At 64.2% G+C, this 21,638-nt stretch carries 23 protein-coding genes; 13 read left to right on the forward strand and 10 right to left on the reverse strand.

The window, feature by feature from the left end; all coding sequences use genetic code 11:
• Positions 1-117: 117 nt before the first annotated feature.
• The 7 genes from ACFO3A_RS01340 to ACFO3A_RS01370 form a co-directional block, all read right to left on the reverse strand.
• Entirely contained in the window at positions 118-930 is an 813-nt protein-coding gene (locus ACFO3A_RS01340) for an ABC transporter ATP-binding protein (RefSeq protein ID WP_377723269.1), read from the reverse strand.
• Positions 927-1,643 carry an ABC transporter permease gene (locus ACFO3A_RS01345; protein ID WP_417286499.1) on the reverse strand — a complete coding sequence of 239 codons (717 nt, stop codon included), beginning with the start codon at positions 1,641-1,643 and terminating at the stop codon, positions 927-929. The genes ACFO3A_RS01340 and ACFO3A_RS01345 overlap by 4 nt, the downstream gene beginning before the upstream one ends.
• 74 nt (positions 1,644-1,717) lie before the next feature.
• Entirely contained in the window at positions 1,718-2,728 is a 1,011-nt protein-coding gene (locus ACFO3A_RS01350) for an ABC transporter substrate-binding protein (RefSeq protein ID WP_377723273.1), read from the reverse strand.
• A 21-nt stretch (positions 2,729-2,749) separates the two neighbouring features.
• Positions 2,750-4,885, reverse strand: coding sequence for a TonB-dependent receptor family protein (locus ACFO3A_RS01355; protein WP_377723275.1), 2,136 nt, complete (start codon positions 4,883-4,885; stop codon positions 2,750-2,752).
• 71 nt (positions 4,886-4,956) lie between these two features.
• Complete coding sequence (locus ACFO3A_RS01360; protein ID WP_377723277.1) at positions 4,957-5,652, reverse strand: anaerobic ribonucleoside-triphosphate reductase activating protein; 696 nt, start codon at positions 5,650-5,652, stop codon at positions 4,957-4,959.
• A gap of 4 nt (positions 5,653-5,656) precedes the next feature.
• Positions 5,657-5,839 carry an anaerobic ribonucleoside-triphosphate reductase gene (nrdD, locus tag ACFO3A_RS01365; protein WP_377723279.1) on the reverse strand — a complete coding sequence of 61 codons (183 nt, stop codon included), beginning with the start codon at positions 5,837-5,839 and terminating at the stop codon, positions 5,657-5,659.
• 115 nt (positions 5,840-5,954) lie between these two features.
• Positions 5,955-7,718 (reverse strand): ribonucleoside triphosphate reductase, encoded by a 1,764-nt coding sequence (locus ACFO3A_RS01370; protein ID WP_377723281.1) that lies wholly within the window; start codon positions 7,716-7,718, stop codon positions 5,955-5,957.
• 283 nt (positions 7,719-8,001) lie between these two features.
• Between ACFO3A_RS01370 and ubiU the strand changes: the two genes are divergently transcribed.
• From ubiU to ubiD, 7 genes are all read left to right on the forward strand, one after another.
• Entirely contained in the window at positions 8,002-9,042 is a 1,041-nt protein-coding gene (gene ubiU, locus ACFO3A_RS01375; RefSeq protein WP_377723283.1) for a ubiquinone anaerobic biosynthesis protein UbiU, read from the forward strand.
• Positions 9,043-9,117: 75 nt separating this feature from the next.
• Positions 9,118-10,029, forward strand: coding sequence for a U32 family peptidase (locus ACFO3A_RS01380; protein WP_377723284.1), 912 nt, complete (start codon positions 9,118-9,120; stop codon positions 10,027-10,029).
• Between the two features lie 40 nt (positions 10,030-10,069).
• Positions 10,070-10,597 (forward strand): ubiquinone anaerobic biosynthesis accessory factor UbiT, encoded by a 528-nt coding sequence (gene ubiT, locus ACFO3A_RS01385; RefSeq protein WP_377723285.1) that lies wholly within the window; start codon positions 10,070-10,072, stop codon positions 10,595-10,597.
• Positions 10,594-11,013, forward strand: coding sequence for a putative zinc-binding protein (locus ACFO3A_RS01390; RefSeq protein ID WP_377723287.1), 420 nt, complete (start codon positions 10,594-10,596; stop codon positions 11,011-11,013). Before ubiT ends, ACFO3A_RS01390 begins: the two co-directional genes overlap by 4 nt.
• Positions 11,006-11,593 carry a UbiX family flavin prenyltransferase gene (locus ACFO3A_RS01395; protein WP_377723288.1) on the forward strand — a complete coding sequence of 196 codons (588 nt, stop codon included), beginning with the start codon at positions 11,006-11,008 and terminating at the stop codon, positions 11,591-11,593. The genes ACFO3A_RS01390 and ACFO3A_RS01395 overlap by 8 nt, the downstream gene beginning before the upstream one ends.
• Positions 11,594-11,655: 62 nt before the next feature.
• A complete protein-coding gene (locus ACFO3A_RS01400; RefSeq protein ID WP_377723290.1) occupies positions 11,656-11,967 on the forward strand; it encodes a HigA family addiction module antitoxin in 312 nt (103 codons plus the stop codon).
• 63 nt (positions 11,968-12,030) lie between these two features.
• On the forward strand, positions 12,031-13,515 hold the full coding sequence (gene ubiD / locus ACFO3A_RS01405) for a 4-hydroxy-3-polyprenylbenzoate decarboxylase (RefSeq protein ID WP_377723293.1): 1,485 nt from the start codon (positions 12,031-12,033) through the stop codon (positions 13,513-13,515).
• A gap of 89 nt (positions 13,516-13,604) precedes the next feature.
• Here ubiD and ACFO3A_RS01410 read toward each other — a convergent pair whose 3' ends face one another.
• From ACFO3A_RS01410 to ACFO3A_RS01420, 3 genes are all read right to left on the reverse strand, one after another.
• Positions 13,605-15,398, reverse strand: coding sequence for a methyl-accepting chemotaxis protein (locus ACFO3A_RS01410; RefSeq protein ID WP_377723295.1), 1,794 nt, complete (start codon positions 15,396-15,398; stop codon positions 13,605-13,607).
• A gap of 224 nt (positions 15,399-15,622) precedes the next feature.
• Entirely contained in the window at positions 15,623-16,273 is a 651-nt protein-coding gene (lolA, locus tag ACFO3A_RS01415) for an outer membrane lipoprotein periplasmic chaperone LolA (RefSeq protein ID WP_377723297.1), read from the reverse strand.
• A gap of 13 nt (positions 16,274-16,286) precedes the next feature.
• Positions 16,287-18,605, reverse strand: coding sequence for a DNA translocase FtsK (locus ACFO3A_RS01420; RefSeq protein ID WP_377723299.1), 2,319 nt, complete (start codon positions 18,603-18,605; stop codon positions 16,287-16,289).
• 90 nt (positions 18,606-18,695) lie between these two features.
• On the opposite strand from ACFO3A_RS01420, the gene trxB reads away from it, so the two are divergent.
• From trxB to ACFO3A_RS01450, 6 genes are all read left to right on the forward strand, one after another.
• Positions 18,696-19,649 carry a thioredoxin-disulfide reductase gene (trxB, locus tag ACFO3A_RS01425; protein WP_377723300.1) on the forward strand — a complete coding sequence of 318 codons (954 nt, stop codon included), beginning with the start codon at positions 18,696-18,698 and terminating at the stop codon, positions 19,647-19,649.
• A gap of 41 nt (positions 19,650-19,690) precedes the next feature.
• The gene (locus tag ACFO3A_RS01430) at positions 19,691-19,984 is read left to right on the forward strand and encodes a BrnT family toxin (protein WP_377723302.1); all 294 of its coding nucleotides are present in this window, start codon (positions 19,691-19,693) and stop codon (positions 19,982-19,984) included.
• On the forward strand, positions 19,950-20,264 hold the full coding sequence (locus ACFO3A_RS01435; protein ID WP_377723304.1) for a BrnA antitoxin family protein: 315 nt from the start codon (positions 19,950-19,952) through the stop codon (positions 20,262-20,264). Before ACFO3A_RS01430 ends, ACFO3A_RS01435 begins: the two co-directional genes overlap by 35 nt.
• A 142-nt stretch (positions 20,265-20,406) precedes the next feature.
• Entirely contained in the window at positions 20,407-20,640 is a 234-nt protein-coding gene (gene rpmB / locus ACFO3A_RS01440) for a 50S ribosomal protein L28 (RefSeq protein ID WP_377723306.1), read from the forward strand.
• Positions 20,641-20,669: 29 nt separating this feature from the next.
• Positions 20,670-20,840, forward strand: coding sequence for a 50S ribosomal protein L33 (rpmG, locus tag ACFO3A_RS01445; RefSeq protein WP_377723308.1), 171 nt, complete (start codon positions 20,670-20,672; stop codon positions 20,838-20,840).
• 262 nt (positions 20,841-21,102) lie between these two features.
• Entirely contained in the window at positions 21,103-21,633 is a 531-nt protein-coding gene (locus tag ACFO3A_RS01450; protein WP_377723309.1) for a GspH/FimT family pseudopilin, read from the forward strand.
• Positions 21,634-21,638: the final 5 nt, after the last annotated feature.

Raw genomic sequence — 21,638 nt, forward strand, 5'->3', positions numbered from 1 at the left:
AGACCCGGCCAGCAGCACGTAAAAATAAAACAATAGCTTCTACCGCTGACAAACACTTATTTATAGATATCTTTATATCTATAAACCAATAAACATCATCGGAAAGAGCTATCAATTTTATGAATCCCTCCCATTCCCCACATCCTGCCACTGCCCCAGAGGACAATCCGCCGCCTGCCCCGTCCCCGGCAATTCAAACGCCGCACGCACCAGCGGGTGCTGCTGCAACTCGGCAGCGCAGCGGTACACCAGGTCATCGCCGCGTGCCAGCGCTGCGCCCGCAGGCTGGTAGTGCGCCACGATGCGCCCCGGGTTGGGGGCCATGACCAGCACGTCGTCGGCCAGGCGCACGGCCTCCATCAAGTCGTGGGTGATCAGCAGCACGGCCATGCCGCTGGCCGCCTGCTGCTCCAGCAGCAACTGGTGCAGCTGGTAGCGCAGGCCGACGTCCAGGGCGGAAAACGGCTCGTCCATCAGCAGCAGCTTGGGCGCCAGCACCAGGGCGCGGGCCAGGGCCACGCGGCTTTGCATTCCGCCTGAAAGCTCGGCCGGGTATTGCGCCAGCGACAGTTCGGGCAGGCCCAGCGCCAGGGCCATCTGCCGCGCCTGGGCGTGGCGCTGGCGCTTGTCCATGCCCCGGGCTTTCAGGGCCAGGGCGATGTTGTCCAGCACTGCCATCCAGGGCAGCAGGCGCGGCTGCTGGAACATGACCGCCGTGGGCGCAAAGGGCTGGGTGATGCGCCCCTCCTGCACCTCCAGCAGCCCGGCGCACAGGTGCAGCAGCGTGGTCTTGCCGCAGCCGGACGGGCCGACCAGCGCCACGGTGCGGCCTGCCGGTACGCGCAGTGCGACGTTTTCCAGAATCACCGTCGGGCCATAGGCATGGCGCAGGGCGCGGACGCGCAATTGCGCAGGCGTGTTCCCCGTCATGCCCCGGCCTCCCGCCAGCGTTCCAGCTCGCGCTTGATGGGTTCCAGCACGCCGTACTCCAGAATCAACAAAATACCGACCACGGCACAAATCCAGGCCAGCGAGGCGCCCATGTCCAGGTGCGAGCGCGAAACGGCCAGCTCCGCGCCCACGCCGTCGCTGGTGGCCAGCAGTTCGGCCATGACCGCCACCTTCCACGACGAACCCAGGGCCGTGATCCACGCCGGGAACAAATAGGCCGCCACATGGGGCAGGTAGACATCCAGCAGGCGCATCCGCCAGGGCAACTGGTAGGCGCGGGCCATGTCCTTCAAATGCAGGTCGAGGGTCCGCGTGCCTTGCAGGGCGCCGATGAAAACCACCGGCAAACAGGCGACGAACACGGTGAACACCGGCGTGCCGTCGCCCGCGCCGAACCACAGCATGGCCAGCACCAGCCAGGCAATGGGCGGCATTCCCAGCAGCAGCGTGACCCAGGGGCGGGCCATCATGGCGGCGGTCATCGACAGGCCGGCCAGCATCCCCAGGCTGCTCCCCACGGCCACGGCCAGCAGCAGCCCGGTCAGGGCGCGGCGGGCGGTAATCCACAACTGCGGCCACGCCGCACCCGATTGCAGCAACTGCCCCAGGGTGGCGAAGGTGGTGCGCGGGTCCGGCAGGATGAGTTCGCCGTAATACGCCGCGCCCAGTTCCCACAGGGCAATAAAAAGCAAAAGGCTGGCGCCTGCGCCCCAGCCACTCCACAGATACGCGGGCATACCGCGCAGCAAGCGCCACAACAAAGCCACTAAACGCCCCCGAACAGTCCGGCATCCGGCAGCTTGCCGCCCAGCAGGCTGGGATTTTGCGCAAACAGTTGTTGGTAGAAGAAGTCGATATCCGCCCGCGCCGCAGCCACCGGCACTGCCTCCAACTGGCTATGCGGCAAGGCATCGGCCACGGCCTCGGGGGTCAGCAGATCGACGTACTGCGCCACCAGCTTGCCGCATTCCAGCGGGTTGGCCCGACACCAGACGACCGAGGTGGCATACGCCTGCTGCACGGCGGCCAGCACCTCGGGGTGCTGGCGCACCGCGCCCACCGCCGCAATCCCGGCCTGCGGAATGCGCGGCGGACGCTGGAACAACCGCCCCCATTCCTGTTGCAGATCGGCCCCCCGGTGCAATTCCGGCGCCACCACGCTCACCGGGAAAGAGTGGGTTTTGTGCAGCGCCATCGAGACGCCCGGCTCCACCAGCAAGGCATGGCGCACGCGCCGGGTGATCAGCAGCTGCATGGCCTCCATGGGCGAAGGCACGTAGCGCAGCTGCATGTCGCGCTGGGCGTTGATGCCCTGCTTGGCCGTGAGCAGTTGCAGCATGATGTCCGGCATGTCGCCCCGGTAAGGCACGGCGATTTCCTCGCCCTTGAAGTCGGCCAGGGTCTTGCGCTGGCCGTCGCGGGTGACGATCCACAGCGCCCCCCAGGTGGAGATGTTGAGCAGCTGCACCCCCGCGCCCCGGTTGTAGAGATTGGCCGCCACGTTGCTGGGCATGGCCAGGATGTCGGCCTTCTTGCCGATGGCCATCACGCGCAGCTGGTCGGGGTCGCGCCAGGGGGTGAACACCGTCTTGGCCGCCACGCCCGCCAGGGCGTTGCTTTGCGCCATGTGAATGAGCGGGGCCGAGACGATGGCCGGCGGGCCAGAGAGCGTCAGTTGCGGCAGCAGCGGGCCGGCAGCCCAGACGCCGGGCACCGCCACGGGGGCCAGCGCTGCCGCCCCGGCTTGCAGCCACTGGCGGCGGTTCAACATATCCATCTGCGGCATACACATCCTTTTTTAGAACTGGTAGTTCAGGCCCACCGAAACGCTGCGGCCCAACCCGGGCAGATAGCCGGGGGCGGTAGCAAGGGCCTTGTTGCGGATGGCAAAGGTACTGGCGTAACGGCGGTCGGTCAGGTTTTCCGCCATCAGGTACGCCTGCCACGGGCCCTGGCTCCATTGGAGTTTAAAGCCCAGCAGGGCATAGCTGTCCTGCGTGCTGCCTGCGATGTTGGCGTGGTCAATGGGCGCGTCCTTGGGCATCCAGCGCAGGTTCGGACCTACGCGCCAGGTGCCGCTGGGGGTGGCGATGCGCCACAGCACTTCGGCATTGATCAAGTGGCGCGGCACGCCGGCGATGCGGTTGCCGGCGTAGATGCCGTCCTTGAAGCGGAAGTCGCTAACTGTCCAGGAACCGCGCCAGTCCAAGGCACCCTGGCCCAGGACAAAGCTGCCGTTCAGCCCGGCCTCGATACCCTGGTGGCGGGTGCCGCCTGCGTAGTTGGTGGTCGTGGAGGTTTGACCGTTGGCATCGGTCACGCTCATCAGCTCATCGGCGATCTGGCTGCGGTACAGCGCCAGTTGCCAATGCGTAGCGTGATTGCCTTGGCCCCACTGGCCCTGGCCGCCCAGCTCCCAGGTGGTGGCGCGTTGCAGTTTCAGCTTGGTCAGGCTGCTGTTGGCAGTGGTCGGGTTGCCGGGGTTGGGCACTGCGCCCGCCACGATTTCCCAGAACGTGGGCGCTTCCTGGCTGCGACTGACGTTGGCCCACAGCCGGGTGCTGGGGGTGACCTGCCAGTTCAGCCCCAGTTTGGGGGTGGCAAACGTCCATTGCTGATCGAGGCGCTGGCCGGTCTGGCGGCTGGCAGCGTCGCGGCTTTGCTGGCTCCAGCCCAGTTGGCCGACCAGGCTCCAGGCCGGGGCGAACTGCCAGTGGGCGCCCACCTGGCCTTGCAGGTTTTCCGCCTTCAGGTCGTAGTCGCCAAAGCGCTGCAAATCAGTGCCATCGGTACCCTTGACGGCATGGAGCGTCCTGTCCATATCGCTGCGCGACCACGCCAGCGCGGTATGCCATTGCAGGCCTGCGCCCACCTGTCCATCGGCACGCCACTGCGCCCCGAAGGTGTTGCTGTCGGTACGGGTGCTGATCAACGGGTCCTTGAACCAGTCGTCCGTGTCCTGCCAGTACACGCCCACTTCCTGGCGCAGGCTGTCGCTGCCCCAACGCGTGCGGTTGGCCAGGCGCAGCTGCTGGGTTTCGCGCCGGGGGTCGCGCTTGTAGATGTTGAGCATGGCGTCTTGCGGGGTGTTGCCATCGCCCATCACGCCCCTGGGGTCGCTATGCACGCGGTCTTTGGGCACGACGTTGGGGATTTCAAATTCCAGATCGGTGTAGGACAGATAGGTGCGGTTTTCCACCCCGCCGCTTTGGAAGCCCACGTTGGCGTGCAGCGCATCGCGCCGGGACGCGCTGTGGTGGCGGTAGCCGTCGAAGCGGTCGCTGCTCACGCTCACGCGGCCATCCCATTGCTGGCCGACCAGGCCGAATGCCCCTTGCAGGGCTTTGCGGCCAAAGCTGCCGATTTCGGCACGCACCATGCCTTTTTGATCGGCGCCGGTGAGCGACTGGAAGTCCAGCTCCCCGCCCAGGGTGGTCGCGCTGGGCGTGAGGGTGTTCGCGCCCCGGCGGGCGCTGACCAGGGTGGCGTTGCGCGGCTCCAGCGTGCCGATGACGAAGGAGCCATCAGCCTCATTCAGCGGCAGGCCATCCTGCAGCAACACCACGCCGCGATTGACCGGATTGCTCTGGATGCCCGAGCCGCGAATCGACAGGCGCGGCTGGTCGGTGGCGCCAAAAAAGTCCTGCAGCACGATGCCGGGCTGGTAGTCCAGCGCATCGCGCAGGGTAGCCAGGCGCCCTTCCTGCTGGGGCTGGGCCAGATTGGTGCCGCCGGGCAGCTTTTCCAGGCGCTTGCGCTCGCGCTCGACCGACGGGGCCAGGGGCAGGCTGCCTTCCTGGCCGGCACGCACCGTCACGTCGGGCAGCACTGCCGTCGTTTGGGCCCCCACCCAGCCAGGCGCGACGATACAGGTGACGGCAGCGGCCCAGGCAAGGGGGCGCAGGACGAAATGAAAGCGGGCAAAGGTGGACATGGCAAAAGATGAAAAATAGATCCATCTATTCTATTGTTGCCAATGGTTAATAAGATTGATTTGCATCAATTTTATGAATTTCGCAATGTAAAGCCGTGCCACCCTTGCGCCAGCACCGCCTGCAACTCTGCCGTCCAGCGCCACGGTACGACATCGGGGGTACGGCACTGCTGCACCGCCCAATGGCGCACGCCCAGGGCTTGCAGGTGTTGGCCCAGGGCCAGCAAGTCGGCAAAGGGAAACAGGCCGGGGTGCCAGGTGGTACGGCATTCGAAAGCCACGCCGCTGAAGAGCAGGCATTGCAGGCCGGCAAAGGCTTTGGCGCCGCTGCCGGGGGTGGCGGTGATGCGGGCGTAGTCAGCTTCCTGCGCCTTGATGTCCAGCCCCACCCAGTCGAGGTGCGGCAAGGCGGCAGACAGGCGTTCGGGGTACATGCCACCGGTGTGCAGGCCTGTGGCAAAACCGAGCGAGCGCACCTCCTGCAACGCGGCCAGCAGGCCGGGTTGCAGCAACGGCTCGCCGCCGGAGAAAACCACCGCATCGAGCAGCCCCTGGCGCTGGCGCAGGAAAGCCAGCACCTCGCCCCACTGCATGGCCGCAGGCGCGGTGGCGTCGAGCAGATCGGGGTTGTGGCAATAGCCGCAGCGCCAGGGACAGCCCTGGCAGAACACCACGGCAGCGAGCTTGCCGGGAAAGTCGATGCTGGTCATGCGCGTCAGGCCGCTGACGCGCAGTGTGGCGGCCCCCAATGCAATATGGCGGGCCATGGGGTTAGCGCTGTTCGCGGAAGAACTGGCGCTCGTGATGCTCGCCCTGCTTGCCGATGTTGAAGCTGGCCACCGGGCGGTGGTAGCCCATGACGCGCGTCCAGACTTCGCAAGGTTGACGTTCGGCATCGGTCAGCTGCACGGCAGCGGTCAGGGCGGCGGTTTCGGGGGTAGAGAGTGCATTCATGGTGGTTGCTTTCAATTGAATAAAGGGATAGCTTGTTTCGCTTGTGTTCATTGGTTTTTAAAGATAAAAGTATCTGAAAATGCCTTTTTACCAGCGGTAGAAGCTATGGTTTTCATCACGCTGCCTGCAACTGCTGGCGGCGACGTTTTTCTGCCAGGCGCTCTTCATCGCACTTGGGACAGAACGGGTGTTCCCCGGCCAGATAGCCATGCTGGGGACAAATCGAGAAGGTGGGCGTGACGGTGATGTACGGCAGCCGAAAGCGCGTGAGCGAGCGCTTGACCAGCTCCCGGCAGGCCGCGCCGCTGGACAGGCGCTCGCCCATGTACAGGTGCAGCACCGTGCCGCCGGTGTATTTGGTTTGCAGCGCTTCCTGGCGCTCCAGGGCCTCGAACGGGTCGTCGGTAAAGCCCACGGGCAGTTGCGAGCTGTTGGTGTAGTAGGGCTGCTGGGGCGTGCCGGCCTGCAGGATGTCCGGCCAGCGCTTTTTGTCTTCCTTGGCAAAGCGGTAGGTGGTGCCCTCGGCCGGCGTGGCCTCCAGGTTGTAGAGGTGGCCGGTTTCTTCCTGGAAGGCGACGATGCGCTCGCGCACATGGTCGAGCAGGCGCACGGCAAAGGCATGGCCCCAGTCGCTGGTGATGTCATGCACGTTGTGGGTGAAGTTGCGCACCATCTCGTTAATGCCGTTCACCCCCAGGGTGGAGAAGTGGTTGCGCAGCGTGCCCAGATAGCGCTTGGTGTAGGGGAACAGCCCCTCGTCCATCAGTTGCTGGATCAGCCGCCGCTTCACTTCCAGGCTGCGCTTGCCCAATTCCAGCAGGCGGTCCAGCGCGGCCAGCAGCGCCGCCTCGTCGCCCGCATGCAGATAGCCCAGGCGGGCGCAGTTCACCGTCACCACGCCCACGCTGCCGGTCTGCTCGGCGCTGCCGAACAGGCCGTTGCCGCGCTTGAGCAGTTCGCGCAAGTCCAGTTGCAACCGGCAGCACATGGAGCGCACCATGTGCGGCTCCAGCTCGGAATTGACGAAGTTCTGGAAGTACGGCAGGCCGTACTTGGCCGTCATGTCGAACAGCAGGTCGGCATTGGCGCTTTCCCAGGGAAAGTCCTTGGTGATGTTGTAGGTAGGAATGGGGAAGGTGAACACCCGGCCCTTGGCATCGCCCGTGGTCATCACGTCGATGTAGGCGCGGTTGATCATGTCCATCTCGACCTGCAGGTCGCCGTAGCTGAACGGCATTTCCACGCCACCGATCACCGGCACCTGCTCGCGCAGATCTTCAGGACACGTCCAGTCGAAGGTCAGGTTGGTGAACGGCGTCTGCGTGCCCCAGCGCGAGGGCACGTTCAGGTTGTAGATCAGCTCCTGGATGCACTGGCGCACCTCGGCGTAGTTCATGCCGTCCTTGCGCACGAACGGGGCCATATAGGTGTCGAACGAGGAAAACGCCTGCGCCCCGGCCCACTCGTTCTGCAGCGTGCCCAGAAAGTTCACGATCTGCCCGACGGCGGAACTCATGTGCCTGGCCGGCCCGGCCTCGACCTTGCCCGGCACGCCGTTCAGCCCCTCGTGCAGCAGCGTGCGCAGCGACCAGCCCGCGCAATAGCCGCTGAGCATGTCCAGATCGTGGATATGCAGGTCGCCGTTGCGGTGCGCCTCGCCGATTTCCGGCGCGTAGACGTGCGAGAGCCAGTAGTTGGCCGTGACTTTCCCCGCCACGTTCAGGATCAGCCCACCCAGGGAATACCCCTGGTTGGCGTTGGCGTTCACACGCCAGTCGGCACGGGTGAGGTATTCGTTGATGGCGCTTTCCACATCCACCTGGATGGGGCTCTCGGCTTGAACTTTGGCCTGCGCTGCGGTAGGGGTCACGACGGACATAAACACTCCAAAACACTATATGTAGCGTTTATCGTATTTTCAAAACACTAGATATGGGTTTGCATCAGATCAAAGAAACACCCTTCACCGGCACCGGCAGCAGGGGTATTCAAATGTTTCCAGACTCGCCTTTCGGCCTGGGTGCGCACCGTAGAGGCCGCATGTTTTCGCACCAATCCCGATCAAATTTCTCAACAACGCACCGGCAAGATTTGACAAAGATCAGGTCATCTTGTTGGCAAAAAAACTACATTTCAATGATTTTTCATATTGCGGTTGCTCCATGTCTGCTTCTTCCAGCCCCACCTTGACCCTGCCGCCAGCGCCCGAGCTGGTCTGCCCCGCTGGCAGCCTGCCAGCGCTGAAAGCCGCCATCGACGGCGGTGCCGATTGCGTTTACCTGGGCCTGCGCGACGCCACCAATGCCCGCAACTTCGCGGGCCTGAACTTCGACGAAAAAGCCATCCAGGAAGGCATCGCCTACGCCCACAACCGGGGCCGCAAGGTGCTGATGGCACTGAACACCTACCCCCAGGCCAGCAACCCGGCGCCCTGGCGCTCGGCCCTGGACCGCGCTGCGGCCTGGGGCATCGACGCCGTCATCCTGGCCGACCCCGGCCTGATGCGCTACGCCACCGACCGGCACCCGCAACTGCGCCTGCACCTGTCCGTGCAAGGCTCGGCCACCAACCACGACGCCATCAACCTGTACCAGCAGCAGTTCAACATCCAGCGTGCGGTGCTGCCGCGCGTGCTGTCGCTGGAGCAGGTCAAGCAGGTCGCCAACCGCACCAGCGTGGAGATCGAGGTGTTCGGCTTCGGCAGCCTGTGCGTGATGGTGGAGGGGCGCTGCGCCCTGTCGTCGTACGCCACGGGCGAATCGCCGAACACGCATGGCGTGTGTTCGCCCGCCAAGTTCGTGCGCTGGAAAGACACCGACACCGGGGTCGAATCGCGCCTGAACGGCGTGCTGATCGACAAATACGGCCACGGCGAAAACGCGGGCTACCCCACGCTGTGCAAGGGCCGGTTCGACGTGGGCGAGGAAAGCAACTACTACGCGCTGGAGGAACCCACCAGCCTGAACACCCTGGAGCTGCTGCCCCAGCTGGTGAAGATGGGCGTGCGGGCCTTCAAGATCGAAGGCCGCCAGCGCAGCCCGGCCTACGTGGCGCAGGTCACCAAGGTCTGGCGCGAAGCCATCGACCACTGCATGGCGCAGGGCCATTTGTACGCCCCCAAGACGGCGTGGATGGCCAGCCTGGACCAGGTGGCCGAAGGCCAGCAGCACACCCTGGGCGCCTACCACCGGCCCTGGAAGTAAACCAGTTTTTATAGCTTTCAGCGCTTTCCCTACAAGGGTCAGCACCTGATTCAACCCGATTTTTTGATTGCAATGATGAAGTTATCCCTCGGCCCGGTGCAGTACTACTGGCACCGCGACACGCTGTTCGAGTTCTACCAGTCCATGGCGCAAACGCCGGTGGACATCGTTTACCTGGGCGAAGTGGTCTGCTCGCGCCGCCACGAGCTGCGCCACAGCGACTGGCTGGACATTGCCCACATGCTGCGCGATGCCGGCAAGGAAGTCGTCCTCAGCACCATGGTGCTGCTGGAATCGACCAGCGACGTGGCCGACATGCACAAGATCGTGCGCGAAGAAGGCTTCCTCATCGAAGCGGGCGACATGGGCGCCGTGCACAACCTGGCGGGCAAGCGCCCCTTCGTCGCCGGGGCGCAACTCAACCTGTTCAACCAGGACGCCCTGGCCTGGATGGCCAGCCTGGGCGCCACGCGCTGGGTCATGCCGCTGGAGATGCGCAGCAGCGACCTGGCCGTACTACAGGCCAACCGTCCCGCCGGGCTGCAAACCGAAGTGTTTGCCTATGGCCGGATGCCGCTGGCCTTCTCGGCCCGCTGCTTTACCGCCCGCCACTACAACCTGCCCAAGGACGACTGCGGCTTTCGCTGCATCGAACACGCCGACGGCCAACTGCTCAAAAGCCGCGAGGGCGAGGCTTTCCTCACCCTCAACGGCATCCAGACCCAATCGGCCAAGGTGCATAACCTGATTGCCGACGTGCCCCAACTGGCCGACCTGGGCGTGGACGTGCTGCGCCTGTCGCCCCAATCGCAGCACATGGCCGACATCGTGGCCGCCTTCGATGCGGCCCGCAAAACTGCTGCTCCACTGCCCGAGGCCTGTACCGTCCGCGCCATGCGCCCCTTCATGCCGGCCGATTCCTGTAATGGCTACTGGCATGGCCGCCCCGGCATGGAGCTGGTCGAACCCGCCCTGGCCCCGGCCTAAGACCCTCTCAGGAATATTCTCTGGAACCCAAGGACTTGCCATGACCGCCACCTCACCCGCCCCCTTCACCCTGCCCGCCCCGGTGGGCGCCGTGCTGGCCCGCCTGCCGGCCTACCCCGGCTCGATGCTGCTGGTGACGGCCATCAACTTCGCCCTGGCCAAGCAGTTGCCGGACGACGTGAAGGCCATCCTGCACGGCAAGCGCATCAGCATCCGCGTGCGCGATGCACGGCTGGGCTTCGATTTCACCTGGAACGGCCAGCGCTTTGCCCCCAGCCAGCCCTACGCCGAGGCCGACCTGACCATCCGCGCCAACGCCCAGGACTTCCTGCTGCTGGCCCAGCGCCGCCAGGACCCGGACACCCTGTTCTTCAACCGCCGCCTTGTCATGGAAGGCGATACCGAACTCGGCCTGGTCGTGAAAAACGCCCTGGACGCGCTGGAGCTGCCCGTCCTCGACCCCAGCCACTGGCACCCCCGCGCCGTGCTGGAACGCAAGGCCCCGCACCTGGCCCGGCAATTGCCCGCCCTGCCCTCGTTCAGCGCCTTGTTCGGAAGCCGACCATGACCGACACCGCCCCCCTCGCCGATGCCGCCAGCGCTGCCCTGCCGCTGGTCTACTCCTGCTCCGGCTGCTCCAGTGCCGCGCAGCTGGCCAACCACGTCGCCGTGCGCATGGATCGCACCGGGATGGCGGAAATGTCCTGCATCGCCGGTGTCGGGGGCGACGTGCCCAAACTGGTGAAACTGGCCACCTCGGGCCGCCCCATCCTGGCGCTGGACGGCTGCCCGCTCGAATGCGTGCGCAACAGCCTGCAGCGCCACGCCGTCACCCCGGCCCGCCACTACCAGTTGCACAAATACGGCGTGAAAAAGCGCAACCACCAGGACTTCGACCCCGAGCAGGCGGCCGCCGTGCTGGAACACATCCAGGCCGACCTGCAGGCCCACCCTCTGCCCCAACCCGAAGCCACCCATGCCTGAGCCGCGCCAACGCATCATCGTCGGCATCTCCGGCGCCAGCGGGGCCATCTACGGCGTGCGGCTGTTGCAGGCGCTGCGCCAGCAGCCGCAGATCGAAACCCACGCCATCATCTCCGACGCCGGCTGGCTCAACATCACCCACGAACTGGGTCTGGAACGCGCCCAGGCCAGTGCCCACATTGACGCCCTGGCCGACGTGGTGCATGGCATCGACAGCATCGGCGCCAGCATCGCCAGCGGCTCATTCCGCGCCGTCGGCATGGTGGTCGCGCCCTGCTCCATGCGCACGCTGGCGGCCATCGCCCACGGCCTGGCCGACAACCTGCTCACCCGCGCGGCGGACGTGATGCTCAAGGAGCGCCGCCGCCTCATCCTGCTGGCGCGGGAAACCCCGCTGCACCTCGTCCACCTGCGCAACATGACCACCGTGACGGAAATGGGCGCCATCGTCTGCCCCCCCGTGCCCGCCTTCTACCAAAAGCCGCAGACCGTGGAAGACATCGTGCAGCACAGCATCGCCCGCGTGCTCGACCTGCTGGGGCTGGAGCAGCAACTGGCCCCGCCCTGGGCGGGGTTGTAGCACTGGCACGACATGGCCCCTACCGGGTCGAAATCGTGGACTACCACTAGGGGAGCATGACCATGACCGAACTACTCGACGAAATCCATCCCGGTGAAATCCTGCTGGAAGACTTCATGAAGCCGATGGGCATCACCGCCCGTCTGCTGGCCGCCGATATTGACGTGCCGCCCAGCCGCATCAGCGAGCTGGTACACGGCAAACGCCCGATTACCGCCGACACGGCTTTGCGGCTGGGCCTGTTCTTTGGCATGGAGCCGCGCTTCTGGATGAACCTGCAAACCGAATACGACATGCGCGTGGCCACCCGCACCCTGAGCGAAAAAATCGCCCCCAGGGTGCGTGTCTTCCAACCGCCTGCCGTGGCCGGTTGATGGAGATAAATTGGTAGCTGCTACCGCTGTCCCCATCATCATTTCCATCACTTCTTATTCAAAATGCACTACCGCGATCTGCGTGACTTCATCGCGCAACTGGAAAGCCGGGGCGAACTGCGCCGCATCAGCGCCCCCGTTTCGCCCCACCTGGAAATGACCGCGCTGGCCGACCGCGTGCTGCGCTCGGGCGGCCCGGCGCTGCTGTTTGAAAACCCCACCGGCCACCGGATGCCTGTGCTGGCCAATTTGTTCGGCACACCGCAACGGGTGGCCCGCGCCCTGGGCGTGGCGGGGCTGGAGGAAATCCGCGCCTTTGGCGAAGTGCTGGCGCAACTGAAAGAGCCGGAGCCGCCACGCGGCATGAAAGACCTGTGGGGGCGGCGCGACCTGATCAAGACCCTGTGGAGCATGGCCCCCAGCATGGTGCGCCGCCCGCCCTGCCAGGAGGTGGTGATCGAAGGCGATGCCGTCGATTTGGGCACATTGCCCATCCAGCACTGCTGGCCCGACGACGTGGCCCCGCTCATCACCTGGGGCCTGACCATCACGCGCGGGCCGAACAAGAAGCGGCAGAACCTGGGCATCTACCGCCAGCAGGTGATCGGCAAGAACCAGCTCATCATGCGCTGGCTGGCGCACCGGGGCGGCGCCCTGGATTTTGCCGAGCATGGCAAGCTGCACCCCGGCCAGCCCTACCCCGTGGCGGTAGCCATCGGGGCCGACCCGGCCACCATCCTGGGCGCGGTCACGCCGGTGCCGGATACGCTGTCGGAATACCAGTTTGCCGGTCTACTGCGCGGCGCCCGCACCGAAGTGGCCGACGCCATGACCGTGCCGCTGCAAGTGCCCGCCAGCGCCGAGATCGTGCTGGAAGGCCACATCCACCCCGACCCCCACCACCCCAGCGGCTGGCAGCACGCGCTGGAAGGGCCGTATGGCGACCACACCGGCTACTACAACGAGTGCGCCGAGTTCCCCGTCTTCACGGTCGAGCGCATCACCCGGCGCCAGGACGCCATCTACCACAGCACCTACACCGGCAAGCCGCCGGACGAGCCGGCCATGCTGGGGCTGGCGCTGAACGAGCTGTTCGTGCCGCTGCTGCAACGCGCCTTCCCGGAGATCATCGACTTCTACCTGCCGCCCGAGGCGTGCAGCTACCGCATGGCGGTGGTGCGCATCCGCAAAGCCTACGCAGGCCATGCCCGGCGCGTGATGATGGGGGTGTGGAGCCACCTGCGCCAGTTCCTCTACACCAAGTTCGTCGTCGTGGTCGATGAGGACATCGACGTGCGTGATTGGAAGGAAGTCATCTGGGCCATGAGCACGCGCATGGATCCGGTGCGCGACACCATGCTGCTGGAACACACACCCATCGACTACCTGGACTTTGCCTCGCCGGTCAGCGGCCTGGGCGGCAAGATGGGGCTGGACGCGACGAACAAGTGGCCGGGCGAAACCCAGCGCGAGTGGGGCCGCGTCATCGCCATGGATGCCGAGGTGACGCAAAAGATGACGGCGCTGGCCGAACACCTGAGACTATAAAAAACAAAGCTTTTACCGCTGAAATACAAAGGGATTCAGATAGAAAATGATCTGAATCCCTTTATTTATTTGCGGAAAAAGCTAGCAATTCAGAAGCTTTCCCAATCGTCTCCCGACCCGGCAGAAGACGGGGCCACAGGCTTGGCGGCAGGACGCTGCAACGCCCTGGCGGCGGTGGCCGCTGGCGGGGCCGCAACGGGCTGGTGCGTGGCAGGCTTGCGTGCCGCCGCCGTCACGGCCTTGGCCGCAGGGGTAGGGGCGGCAACCGGCGCAGGCTTGGCGGATGCAGCGGCAGGGGCCGCAACCGGCGCCCGGGCTTTGGCGGGCTGCGCCCCAGCGTGCAGCTGAAACACGGCCACGGCCTGCACCAGATCGGCGGCCTGGCTGCGCAGGCTGGCGGCTGCGGCGGCCATTTCCTCGACCAGTGCAGCGTTTTGCTGGGTGGCGTGGTCCATCTGCGTAATGGCTTCGCCCACCTGGCCCACACCGGCGCTTTGCTGGCTGCTGGCGGCGCTGATTTCCCCCACCAGATCGGTCACGCGGCGGATGGCAGCGACCACCTCCTGCATGGTGCTGCCCGCCTGATCGACCTGCTGGGTGCCTTGCTCGACACGCTGCACGCTGTCGGTGATGAGGGACTTGATCTCCTTGGCCGCCTCGGCGCTGCGCCCGGCCAGGGCCCGCACCTCGCTGGCCACGACGGCAAAGCCCCGGCCCTGTTCCCCGGCGCGGGCCGCTTCCACGGCGGCATTGAGCGCCAGGATGTTGGTCTGGAAGGCAATGCCGTCGATCACGCCGATGATGTCGGCAATCCTGTGGCTGGCCTCGGCAATGCCGCGCATGGTGCCCACCACCTGCTCGACCACCGCACCGCCCTGCACGGCCACGCTGCTGGCCTGCTGGGCCAGCTGGTTGGCCTGGCTGGCGTTGTCGGCGTTGTGGCGCACGGTGGAACCCAGTTCCTCCATCGAGGCAGCGGTTTCCTCCAGGGCGCTGGCTTGCGATTCGGTGCGGGCCGACAAATCCTGGTTGCCCTGGGCGATCTCGGCACTGGCCCCGGCCACCGCTTCGCTGCCCTGGCGCACCTGACCGACCACCCGGGCCAGCGCTTCGCGCATCTGCTCCATATGGGCCATCAGGCTGGTGCCATCGCCCGACCTGACGGGCACGGCCACCGCCAGATTGCCCGCAGCAATGGCACTGGCGACATGGGCGGCGGTATCGGGTTCGCCGCCCAGAGCATGGGTCATCGAGCGGGTCAGGCGCCACGCGGTGAAGGCTCCGGCCACGGTGGCAATCGCCGCGACGATGAAGAGCACCACGGCGGTGCGGTCGGCGGTGTTCTCGATGCTTTCGGCCAGGGCCTTCATGTCGTTCTGCTGCACCGCGATGGCCTCGTTCACCAGGGCAAAGTACGACCCCAGAATAGGCCGGGCTTCCAGGCGCAGCATTTGGCGGGCGGCATCTTTCTGCCCCTCCTCATCCAGGGCGATGATTTTGTCGATGACCGGCTCATACCGCTGGCGCACGTCCTGGAGCTTGCCCAGCGCTTCCCTGCCCGCAGCAAGGCGGACCTTGGCTTCCAGCTCCTGCAGAAGCTGGCGATTGGCCTCGCGGTTCTTCAGAACGTTGCGCTTTTCGGCCTCCCGATCCTGGGGGTCGATCGACAGCAAGAAATTGCGTATCGACGTCCCCTGCACGTTCACGAAACCAGACACCTGGGCAAACTGATTGGCGATGACCATACGGCTTTCAATCAGCAGTTTCGTGTCATTCTTGATACCGATCAGCTGCACCGTTCCCACCGCAGCCATGATCACCCCGGCCACAATCACCAAGGCAAACCCCAAAGCCAACCGAGTCCCTACCGTCATCTTCGACATAGATCACCTCCATGGCAAAAAACCGCCCTGCGACAAAAGCAAAGCGTTGCTTTAAAAGCCTGATTTTTCTTCTTTTTCGGGCACGGACGCACTGGCGTTAGCCCTCGACTTCAATAAATTGATATTGTTATTGGAAATAAAAATGAGCTGTCTCCGCACAAAAACAAAAGGCTTTGGGCATATAAATACCCAAAGCCTTTATCAATAAAGCGGAACAAGCTATCTTATTGTTCAACCACCCCTGCCCCCTGGGGCGGCTGAAATTGAAAATCGCCTGCCGGCAAGTGGGACCGCAGTTGCACCTGCTCGAACCGCAGCACCGATTGCTGGCCAAAGCTGTCGAAAATCTCCAGCGCAGCCAAACCGCCCTGCGCGGTAAAGCCCACCCGCAATTGCTGAATCTGGCCATCGTGGTTCTTCGGCATGGCCTGCACCCACTCCAGGCCATCGGCGTCCGGCTGCGGCTGCAGGGTGAAATCCTTGCGCAGCGCCGCCATGTCCTGCACGCTGGTCAGCAGCGCAGCCGGGGTGCCGGCCAGGGCATCGCCCTGCGGGCGGCGGGTGACCTGTTCCAGGTCTTCGTCGTAAAGCCACAGCGTCTGCCCGTCGGCCACGATGGTCTGGGCAAAGGGCCGGGTGTAGACGAACTTGAACTTGCCGGGCCGCTGAAAGCTGAAACTACCGCCGCTGGTCTGCACGCGCGGCGGCTGGCCGGCCTTGGCCGGACTGGTCACCGTCTGGGTGAATTGCGCAGTGCCGGCCTTGGCGCTGCGCACAAAGGTTTCCAGACTGGCCAGGCCATCGGCCCAGGCCGGGGCAACGGGCGCCAGGGCGGCAGACAGGGCCGCCAGGGCAGCAACGACAAGTTTTTTCATAACAAGATTTTCCTTATTCCGGGCGGGCAGGCACCAGCACTTCGCGCTTGCCACTGGCCGTGAGGGCACTGACCAACCCGGCCCTTTCCATCTGTTCCAGCAAGTTGGCCGAGCGGTTGTAGCCAATGCCCAGCTTGCGCTGCACATAGGAGATGCTGGCCTTGCGATCTTGCAGCACGACCTGCACGGCCTGGTCGTACATCGCGTCCTGCTCGCCGCTGCCCGCGCCGCCTTCGCCCGGGTCGCCGCCCAGGCCGTCGTCGCCGCCGCCAGCGTCCAGCACACCGTCGATGTAGTCCGGCTCGCCCTGCTGCTTCAGATACGCCACAACGCGGTGGACTTCCTCGTCGCTGACAAACGCGCCGTGCACGCGCACGGGCAGGCCGGTGCCGCTGGCCATGTAGAGCATGTCGCCCATGCCCAGCAGGCTTTCCGCGCCCATCTGGTCGAGCACGGTGCGGCTGTCGATCTTGCTGCTGACCTGGAAGGCAATGCGCGTGGGGATGTTGGCCTTGATCAGGCCGGTGATCACGTCCACGCTGGGACGCTGGGTGGCCAGGATCAAATGGATGCCCGCCGCCCGCGCCTTTTGCGCCAGGCGGGCGATAAGCTCCTCGATCTTCTTGCCGACGACCATCATCAGGTCGGCCAGCTCGTCGATGACGATGACGATGTGCGGCAGCCGCTGCAAGGGTTCGGGCTGCTCCGGCGTCAGGCTGAAGGGGTTGCCGATGCTTTCCTCGCGGGCATGGGCTTCGTCGATCTTGGCGTTGTACCCGGCCAGATTGCGCACGCCCAGCTTGCTCATCAGCTTGTAGCGCTTTTCCATCTCGGCCACGCACCAGTTCAGGCCGTTGGCCGCCTGCTTCATGTCCGTCACCACCGGGGCCAGCAGGTGCGGAATGCCTTCATAGACGGACATTTCCAGCATCTTCGGGTCGATCATCAGCAGGCGCACGTCCTTGGCCTCGGCCTTGTAGAGCACCGACAGAATCATGGCGTTGATGCCCACCGACTTGCCGGAACCCGTGGTGCCCGCCACCAGCACATGCGGCATCTTCGCCAGGTCGGCCACCACCGGCTTGCCCTCGATGTCCTTGCCCAGGCCCATCGTCAGCAGGCTCTTGGCCTGGTGGTAAATCTGCGACCCCAGCACTTCGGACAGGCGGATGGTCTGCCGCCGCACGTTGGGCAGCTCCAGCGCCATCGTGGTCTTGCCGGGAATGGTCTCGATCACGCGGATGGACACCAGGCTCAGGCTGCGTGCCAGGTCCTTGGCCAGATTCACCACCTGGGCGCCCTTCACGCCCGTGGCCGGTTCGATTTCGTAGCGCGTGACCACCGGGCCGGGCGTGGCCTGCACCACCACCACGTCCACGCCGAAATCACGCAGCTTTTTTTCGATCAGGCGGCTGGTCATCTCCAGCGTCTCGGGCGCCACGCTTTCCTGGTGCGCCGGGGCAGCGTCCAGCAAATCCACCTGCGGCAACCCCTCGGTCGGCATGGCCGGCGCATCCTTGAACAGCGGCTGCTGACGCTCCTTGAACACCCGCTCGCTCGGTGCCACGGCCTGCGGCGGCGGTGCAATCACCACCGGGTCATGGTGGGCGGGGCTGTCGTGCTGCACATCCTGCGCCCGCTGCCGTGCCGCCTGCTTGCCCTGGGCGGTATCGCGCACCTGCTCGCGCCGCGCCTGCAGCTTCAGCCACAGCGTATCCAGCCCGGTGCCGATCTTCTGGGCCAATGCGCCCCAGGAGAAATCGAACACCCAGCCCAGCGCCGCCACCATCGCCAAAATGCCGACCACGCCGGAGCCGGTAAACCCCAGCCAGCGCATCCCGCCCACGCCCAGCATATAACCCAGCACCCCGCCGGCATGGCCGGGCAGGGCATCCTCGAAGCGGTACAGGCGGCTCCACTCCAGCGCACAACCGGCCCCCAGCAGCACCAGCAGCCCCAGCCAGAACTGCAAACGCTGCCCCAGGGTCGGGATCAACATCCCGGCCCCCGTGATCCAGCGCCAGAACGAGCGCAGCCAGACAAACACCGCCACGGCCCAGAGCCACCAGACGGAAAAACCAAAACCAAAATAGGCCGCATCGGCCAGCAGTGCCCCCAGGCGCCCCATCCAGTTGTGCAGCACCACCGTATCGGAAGCGCCCGAGGTAGACCACGCCGGATCCAGCAGCGAATGGCTGACCATCGCCGCCACACCGAACATCAGCACCAGCAGCCCGGCCAGCAGGCACATTTCATGGCCAAACCGCGCCAACCCCAAGCGTGTCGGGGTCGCAGCCAGCGCGGAGGCCGTAGAGGAGAAGGAATCTTTCATATGAAGGCGAAAGCTTACCCCAGGGCACCCCCAGGATCGGCCAAGCTTTCTACAATGTCCGGTTTCAGAACGTATACGGATTACTTCGCCATGAGCACCACCCAGCACGCCAAGGTTTTAATTCTCGGTTCCGGCCCGGCAGGCTATACCGCCGCCATCTACGCCGCCCGCGCCAACCTGAACCCGGTCCTGATCACCGGCATGGCCCAGGGCGGGCAGCTCACCACCACCACCGAAGTCGACAACTGGCCCGCCGACGTCAACGGCGTGCAAGGCCCGGAACTGATGCAGCGCTTTCTGGAACACGCCCAGCGTTTCGAGGCGCAAATCGTCTTCGACCACATCAACCAGGTCGATTTCTCCAAGCGCCCCTTCACCCTCACCGGCGACAGCGGCACCTACACCTGCGACAGCCTGATCATCGCCACCGGCGCATCGGCCAAATACCTGGGCCTGCCCTCCGAAGAAGAGTTCATGGGCCGGGGCGTCTCCGGCTGCGCCACCTGCGACGGCTTCTTCTACCGCGACCAGCCCGTCTGCGTCATCGGCGGCGGCAACACCGCCGTGGAAGAGGCGCTGTACCTGTCCAACATCGCCAGCACCGTCACCCTGGTGCACCGCCGCGACAAATTCACTGCCGAGCCCATCCTGGTGGACAAACTCATGGCCAAGGTGCAGGAAGGCAAGATCATCCTGAAAACCCACTTCACCCTGCAGGAAGTGCTGGGCGAGGCCAGCGGCGTCACCGGCATCCGCATCCAGAGCACCCAGGACGGCCACACCGAAGACATCGCCCTGCAAGGCTGCTTCATCGCCATCGGCCACGCGCCCAATACCGAAATCTTCAACGGCCAACTGGCCATGGAAAACAACTACATCGTCACCCAGGGCGGCCACAAAGGCTTTGCCACGCAAACCAGCGTGCCCGGCATCTTTGCCGCCGGCGACGTGCAGGACAACGTCTACCGCCAGGCCATCACCAGCGCCGGCACCGGCTGCATGGCCGCGCTGGATGCCCAACGGTTTTTGGAGCAGCAGGAGTAAGCGACTGCCGAATTGTTTTGTATATACAATAATCACCACCCATGATCTATGAATGGGATGAGGCCAAGCGCCGCGCCAATCTGGAAAAGCACGGCATTGACTTCGTAGATGCCGATCTGGTCATGGAAAGTGAATTTGTCTGGATCAGGGAGAGCTCGCGCAAAGACGAGCCCCGTCACCAAGCATTGGCCTATGTGTTTGACGTATTGATGGTGCTGTCCGTTGCGTTTGTTCAACGTGGCAAACGCAACCGCATCATCAGCTTACGCCCAGCCCATGCAAGCGAAAGGAGTGCTTACTATGACTGGCTTGAAAACAACTTCCCTGACCAGTGAACAAATGCGCGAGGCACGCAAACAAGGGCAATCCGCCAGCGACTGGGGCCGTGTGCGCCAAACCCTCGTCAACAACCAGCAGGCCCAAGAGCAAACCCAGGCCATCGCAGCAGCGATTGAACGCAAACGTGGCCGCCCCGTTCAAGGGGAGCCAAAAACAGCCATCTCCTTGCGTGTCCCCAACTCCGTCCTTGCCGCCTTTAAAAGCACCGGGCCAGGCTGGCAAACACGCATGGCCGACGCCCTCCAGGAGTGGTTGCGCACGCATCAAACCACATAAACCCAACTCCACGCTATAATGCGCGGCTTTGCTACTTGCGCCCCAACCGCTTGGCAGCATGGGTTACCGCCACCCACAATGGCGAGGTGAGGTAGCCGGCAGTCCATGCTGGCCACTGTAAAACTTGAATCGGAGTGTCCTCATGGCACGCGTATGTGAAGTAACAGGCAAAAAGCCTGCAGTGGGTCACAAAGTTTCCCACTCCAACATCAAAACCAAACGCCGCTTTCTGCCCAACCTGCAGTACAAGCGCTTCTGGGTCGAAAGCGAAAACCGTTGGGTGCGCCTGCGCGTCTCCAGCGCCGCCCTGCGTCTGATCGACAAGAACGGCATCGACGCCGTCCTGGCCGACATGCGTGCCCGTGGCCAAGCTTAATTTCTAGCTAACTTCAAGGAGAAATAGTCATGGCTACCAAAGGCGGACGCGAAAAAATCAAGCTGGTCTCCACTGCTGACACCGGCCACTTCTACACCACCACCAAGAACAAAAAGACGACGCCTGAAAAGATGTCGATCATGAAGTTCGACCCCAAGGCTCGCAAACACGTCGAGTACAAGGAAGCCAAGATCAAGTAATCAATTACTTATCTGCAACTTCCCAAAAAACCGCCACGGCGCACGCCCTGGCGGTTTTTTTACGCGCGAAATTTTCGATATTGCGTGGATACATAGGTGTAAATTCATCCATCAAGTGGCGGAATTTACACATCTCCCTTCCACAGCACATCCCATCACATCCCCCCATCCCCCCCCTACGCAGCCGCTCATCCTGCCCCGGCTACCGCTCATCCAGCACCATGAAACACCTTGGGAGCCATTACCTATAGTCGGCACCCAAATGCTGAACTCCCCTCGATCCCCCAGAAAACAACAAGGCTTCACCCTCATTGAGCTGATGGTGACCATCGTCATCCTTGCCGTATTGGCCACCATTGCCGTCCCCAGTTTCATCCCGCTCATGGAACGCTGGCGCGTACGCGGCGCAGCCGAAGAATTGCAATCGACCCTCTACTACGCCCGCTCCGAGGCCATCAAGCGCGGCGGTGGGGTCACGATTAGCGTCATTGACGATGACTGGGCCAACGGCTGGGAAGTCAATGGCATCGATGCCGATGGCGACGATGAACTGCTGCAAACAACTAGCGCATCCACCAGCTTGGCCATCAACGAAGAAAGCGATGCCACCGAACTCGCACTGGATCGCTGGGGTGTCATCACCCCAGCCGCCGATTTTCTGCTAACCCCCACAGGCAAGGACAAAAACGATGCTAGCGCCGTCCGGGTCTGCATCAACTCCAGTGGGCATGTCCGGCACCTGCCGGGCAACGGCAGTTGCACTCCACCGCCCGCTCCCGACCCTACTCCATAGAGGTT

It is taken from the genome of Comamonas nitrativorans (genome assembly GCF_042654765.1).
Lineage (GTDB): Bacteria > Pseudomonadota > Gammaproteobacteria > Burkholderiales > Burkholderiaceae_C > Comamonas > Comamonas nitrativorans.

Coding starts and splice junctions, on each gene's coding strand:
- ACFO3A_RS01340 (WP_377723269.1), bottom strand. CDS start 930: ATGACGGGGAACACGCCTGCGCAATTGCGCGTCCGCGCCCTGCGCCAT.
- ACFO3A_RS01350 (WP_377723273.1), bottom strand. CDS start 2,728: ATGGATATGTTGAACCGCCGCCAGTGGCTGCAAGCCGGGGCGGCAGCG.
- ACFO3A_RS01355 (WP_377723275.1), bottom strand. CDS start 4,885: ATGTCCACCTTTGCCCGCTTTCATTTCGTCCTGCGCCCCCTTGCCTGG.
- ACFO3A_RS01360 (WP_377723277.1), bottom strand. CDS start 5,652: ATGGCCCGCCATATTGCATTGGGGGCCGCCACACTGCGCGTCAGCGGC.
- nrdD (WP_377723279.1), bottom strand. CDS start 5,839: ATGAATGCACTCTCTACCCCCGAAACCGCCGCCCTGACCGCTGCCGTG.
- ACFO3A_RS01370 (WP_377723281.1), bottom strand. CDS start 7,718: ATGTCCGTCGTGACCCCTACCGCAGCGCAGGCCAAAGTTCAAGCCGAG.
- ubiU (WP_377723283.1), top strand. CDS start 8,002: ATGTCTGCTTCTTCCAGCCCCACCTTGACCCTGCCGCCAGCGCCCGAG.
- ACFO3A_RS01380 (WP_377723284.1), top strand. CDS start 9,118: ATGAAGTTATCCCTCGGCCCGGTGCAGTACTACTGGCACCGCGACACG.
- ubiT (WP_377723285.1), top strand. CDS start 10,070: ATGACCGCCACCTCACCCGCCCCCTTCACCCTGCCCGCCCCGGTGGGC.
- ACFO3A_RS01390 (WP_377723287.1), top strand. CDS start 10,594: ATGACCGACACCGCCCCCCTCGCCGATGCCGCCAGCGCTGCCCTGCCG.
- ACFO3A_RS01395 (WP_377723288.1), top strand. CDS start 11,006: ATGCCTGAGCCGCGCCAACGCATCATCGTCGGCATCTCCGGCGCCAGC.
- ACFO3A_RS01400 (WP_377723290.1), top strand. CDS start 11,656: ATGACCGAACTACTCGACGAAATCCATCCCGGTGAAATCCTGCTGGAA.
- ubiD (WP_377723293.1), top strand. CDS start 12,031: ATGCACTACCGCGATCTGCGTGACTTCATCGCGCAACTGGAAAGCCGG.
- ACFO3A_RS01410 (WP_377723295.1), bottom strand. CDS start 15,398: ATGTCGAAGATGACGGTAGGGACTCGGTTGGCTTTGGGGTTTGCCTTG.
- lolA (WP_377723297.1), bottom strand. CDS start 16,273: ATGAAAAAACTTGTCGTTGCTGCCCTGGCGGCCCTGTCTGCCGCCCTG.
- ACFO3A_RS01420 (WP_377723299.1), bottom strand. CDS start 18,605: ATGAAAGATTCCTTCTCCTCTACGGCCTCCGCGCTGGCTGCGACCCCG.
- trxB (WP_377723300.1), top strand. CDS start 18,696: ATGAGCACCACCCAGCACGCCAAGGTTTTAATTCTCGGTTCCGGCCCG.
- ACFO3A_RS01430 (WP_377723302.1), top strand. CDS start 19,691: ATGATCTATGAATGGGATGAGGCCAAGCGCCGCGCCAATCTGGAAAAG.
- ACFO3A_RS01435 (WP_377723304.1), top strand. CDS start 19,950: ATGACTGGCTTGAAAACAACTTCCCTGACCAGTGAACAAATGCGCGAG.
- rpmB (WP_377723306.1), top strand. CDS start 20,407: ATGGCACGCGTATGTGAAGTAACAGGCAAAAAGCCTGCAGTGGGTCAC.
- rpmG (WP_377723308.1), top strand. CDS start 20,670: ATGGCTACCAAAGGCGGACGCGAAAAAATCAAGCTGGTCTCCACTGCT.
- ACFO3A_RS01450 (WP_377723309.1), top strand. CDS start 21,103: ATGCTGAACTCCCCTCGATCCCCCAGAAAACAACAAGGCTTCACCCTC.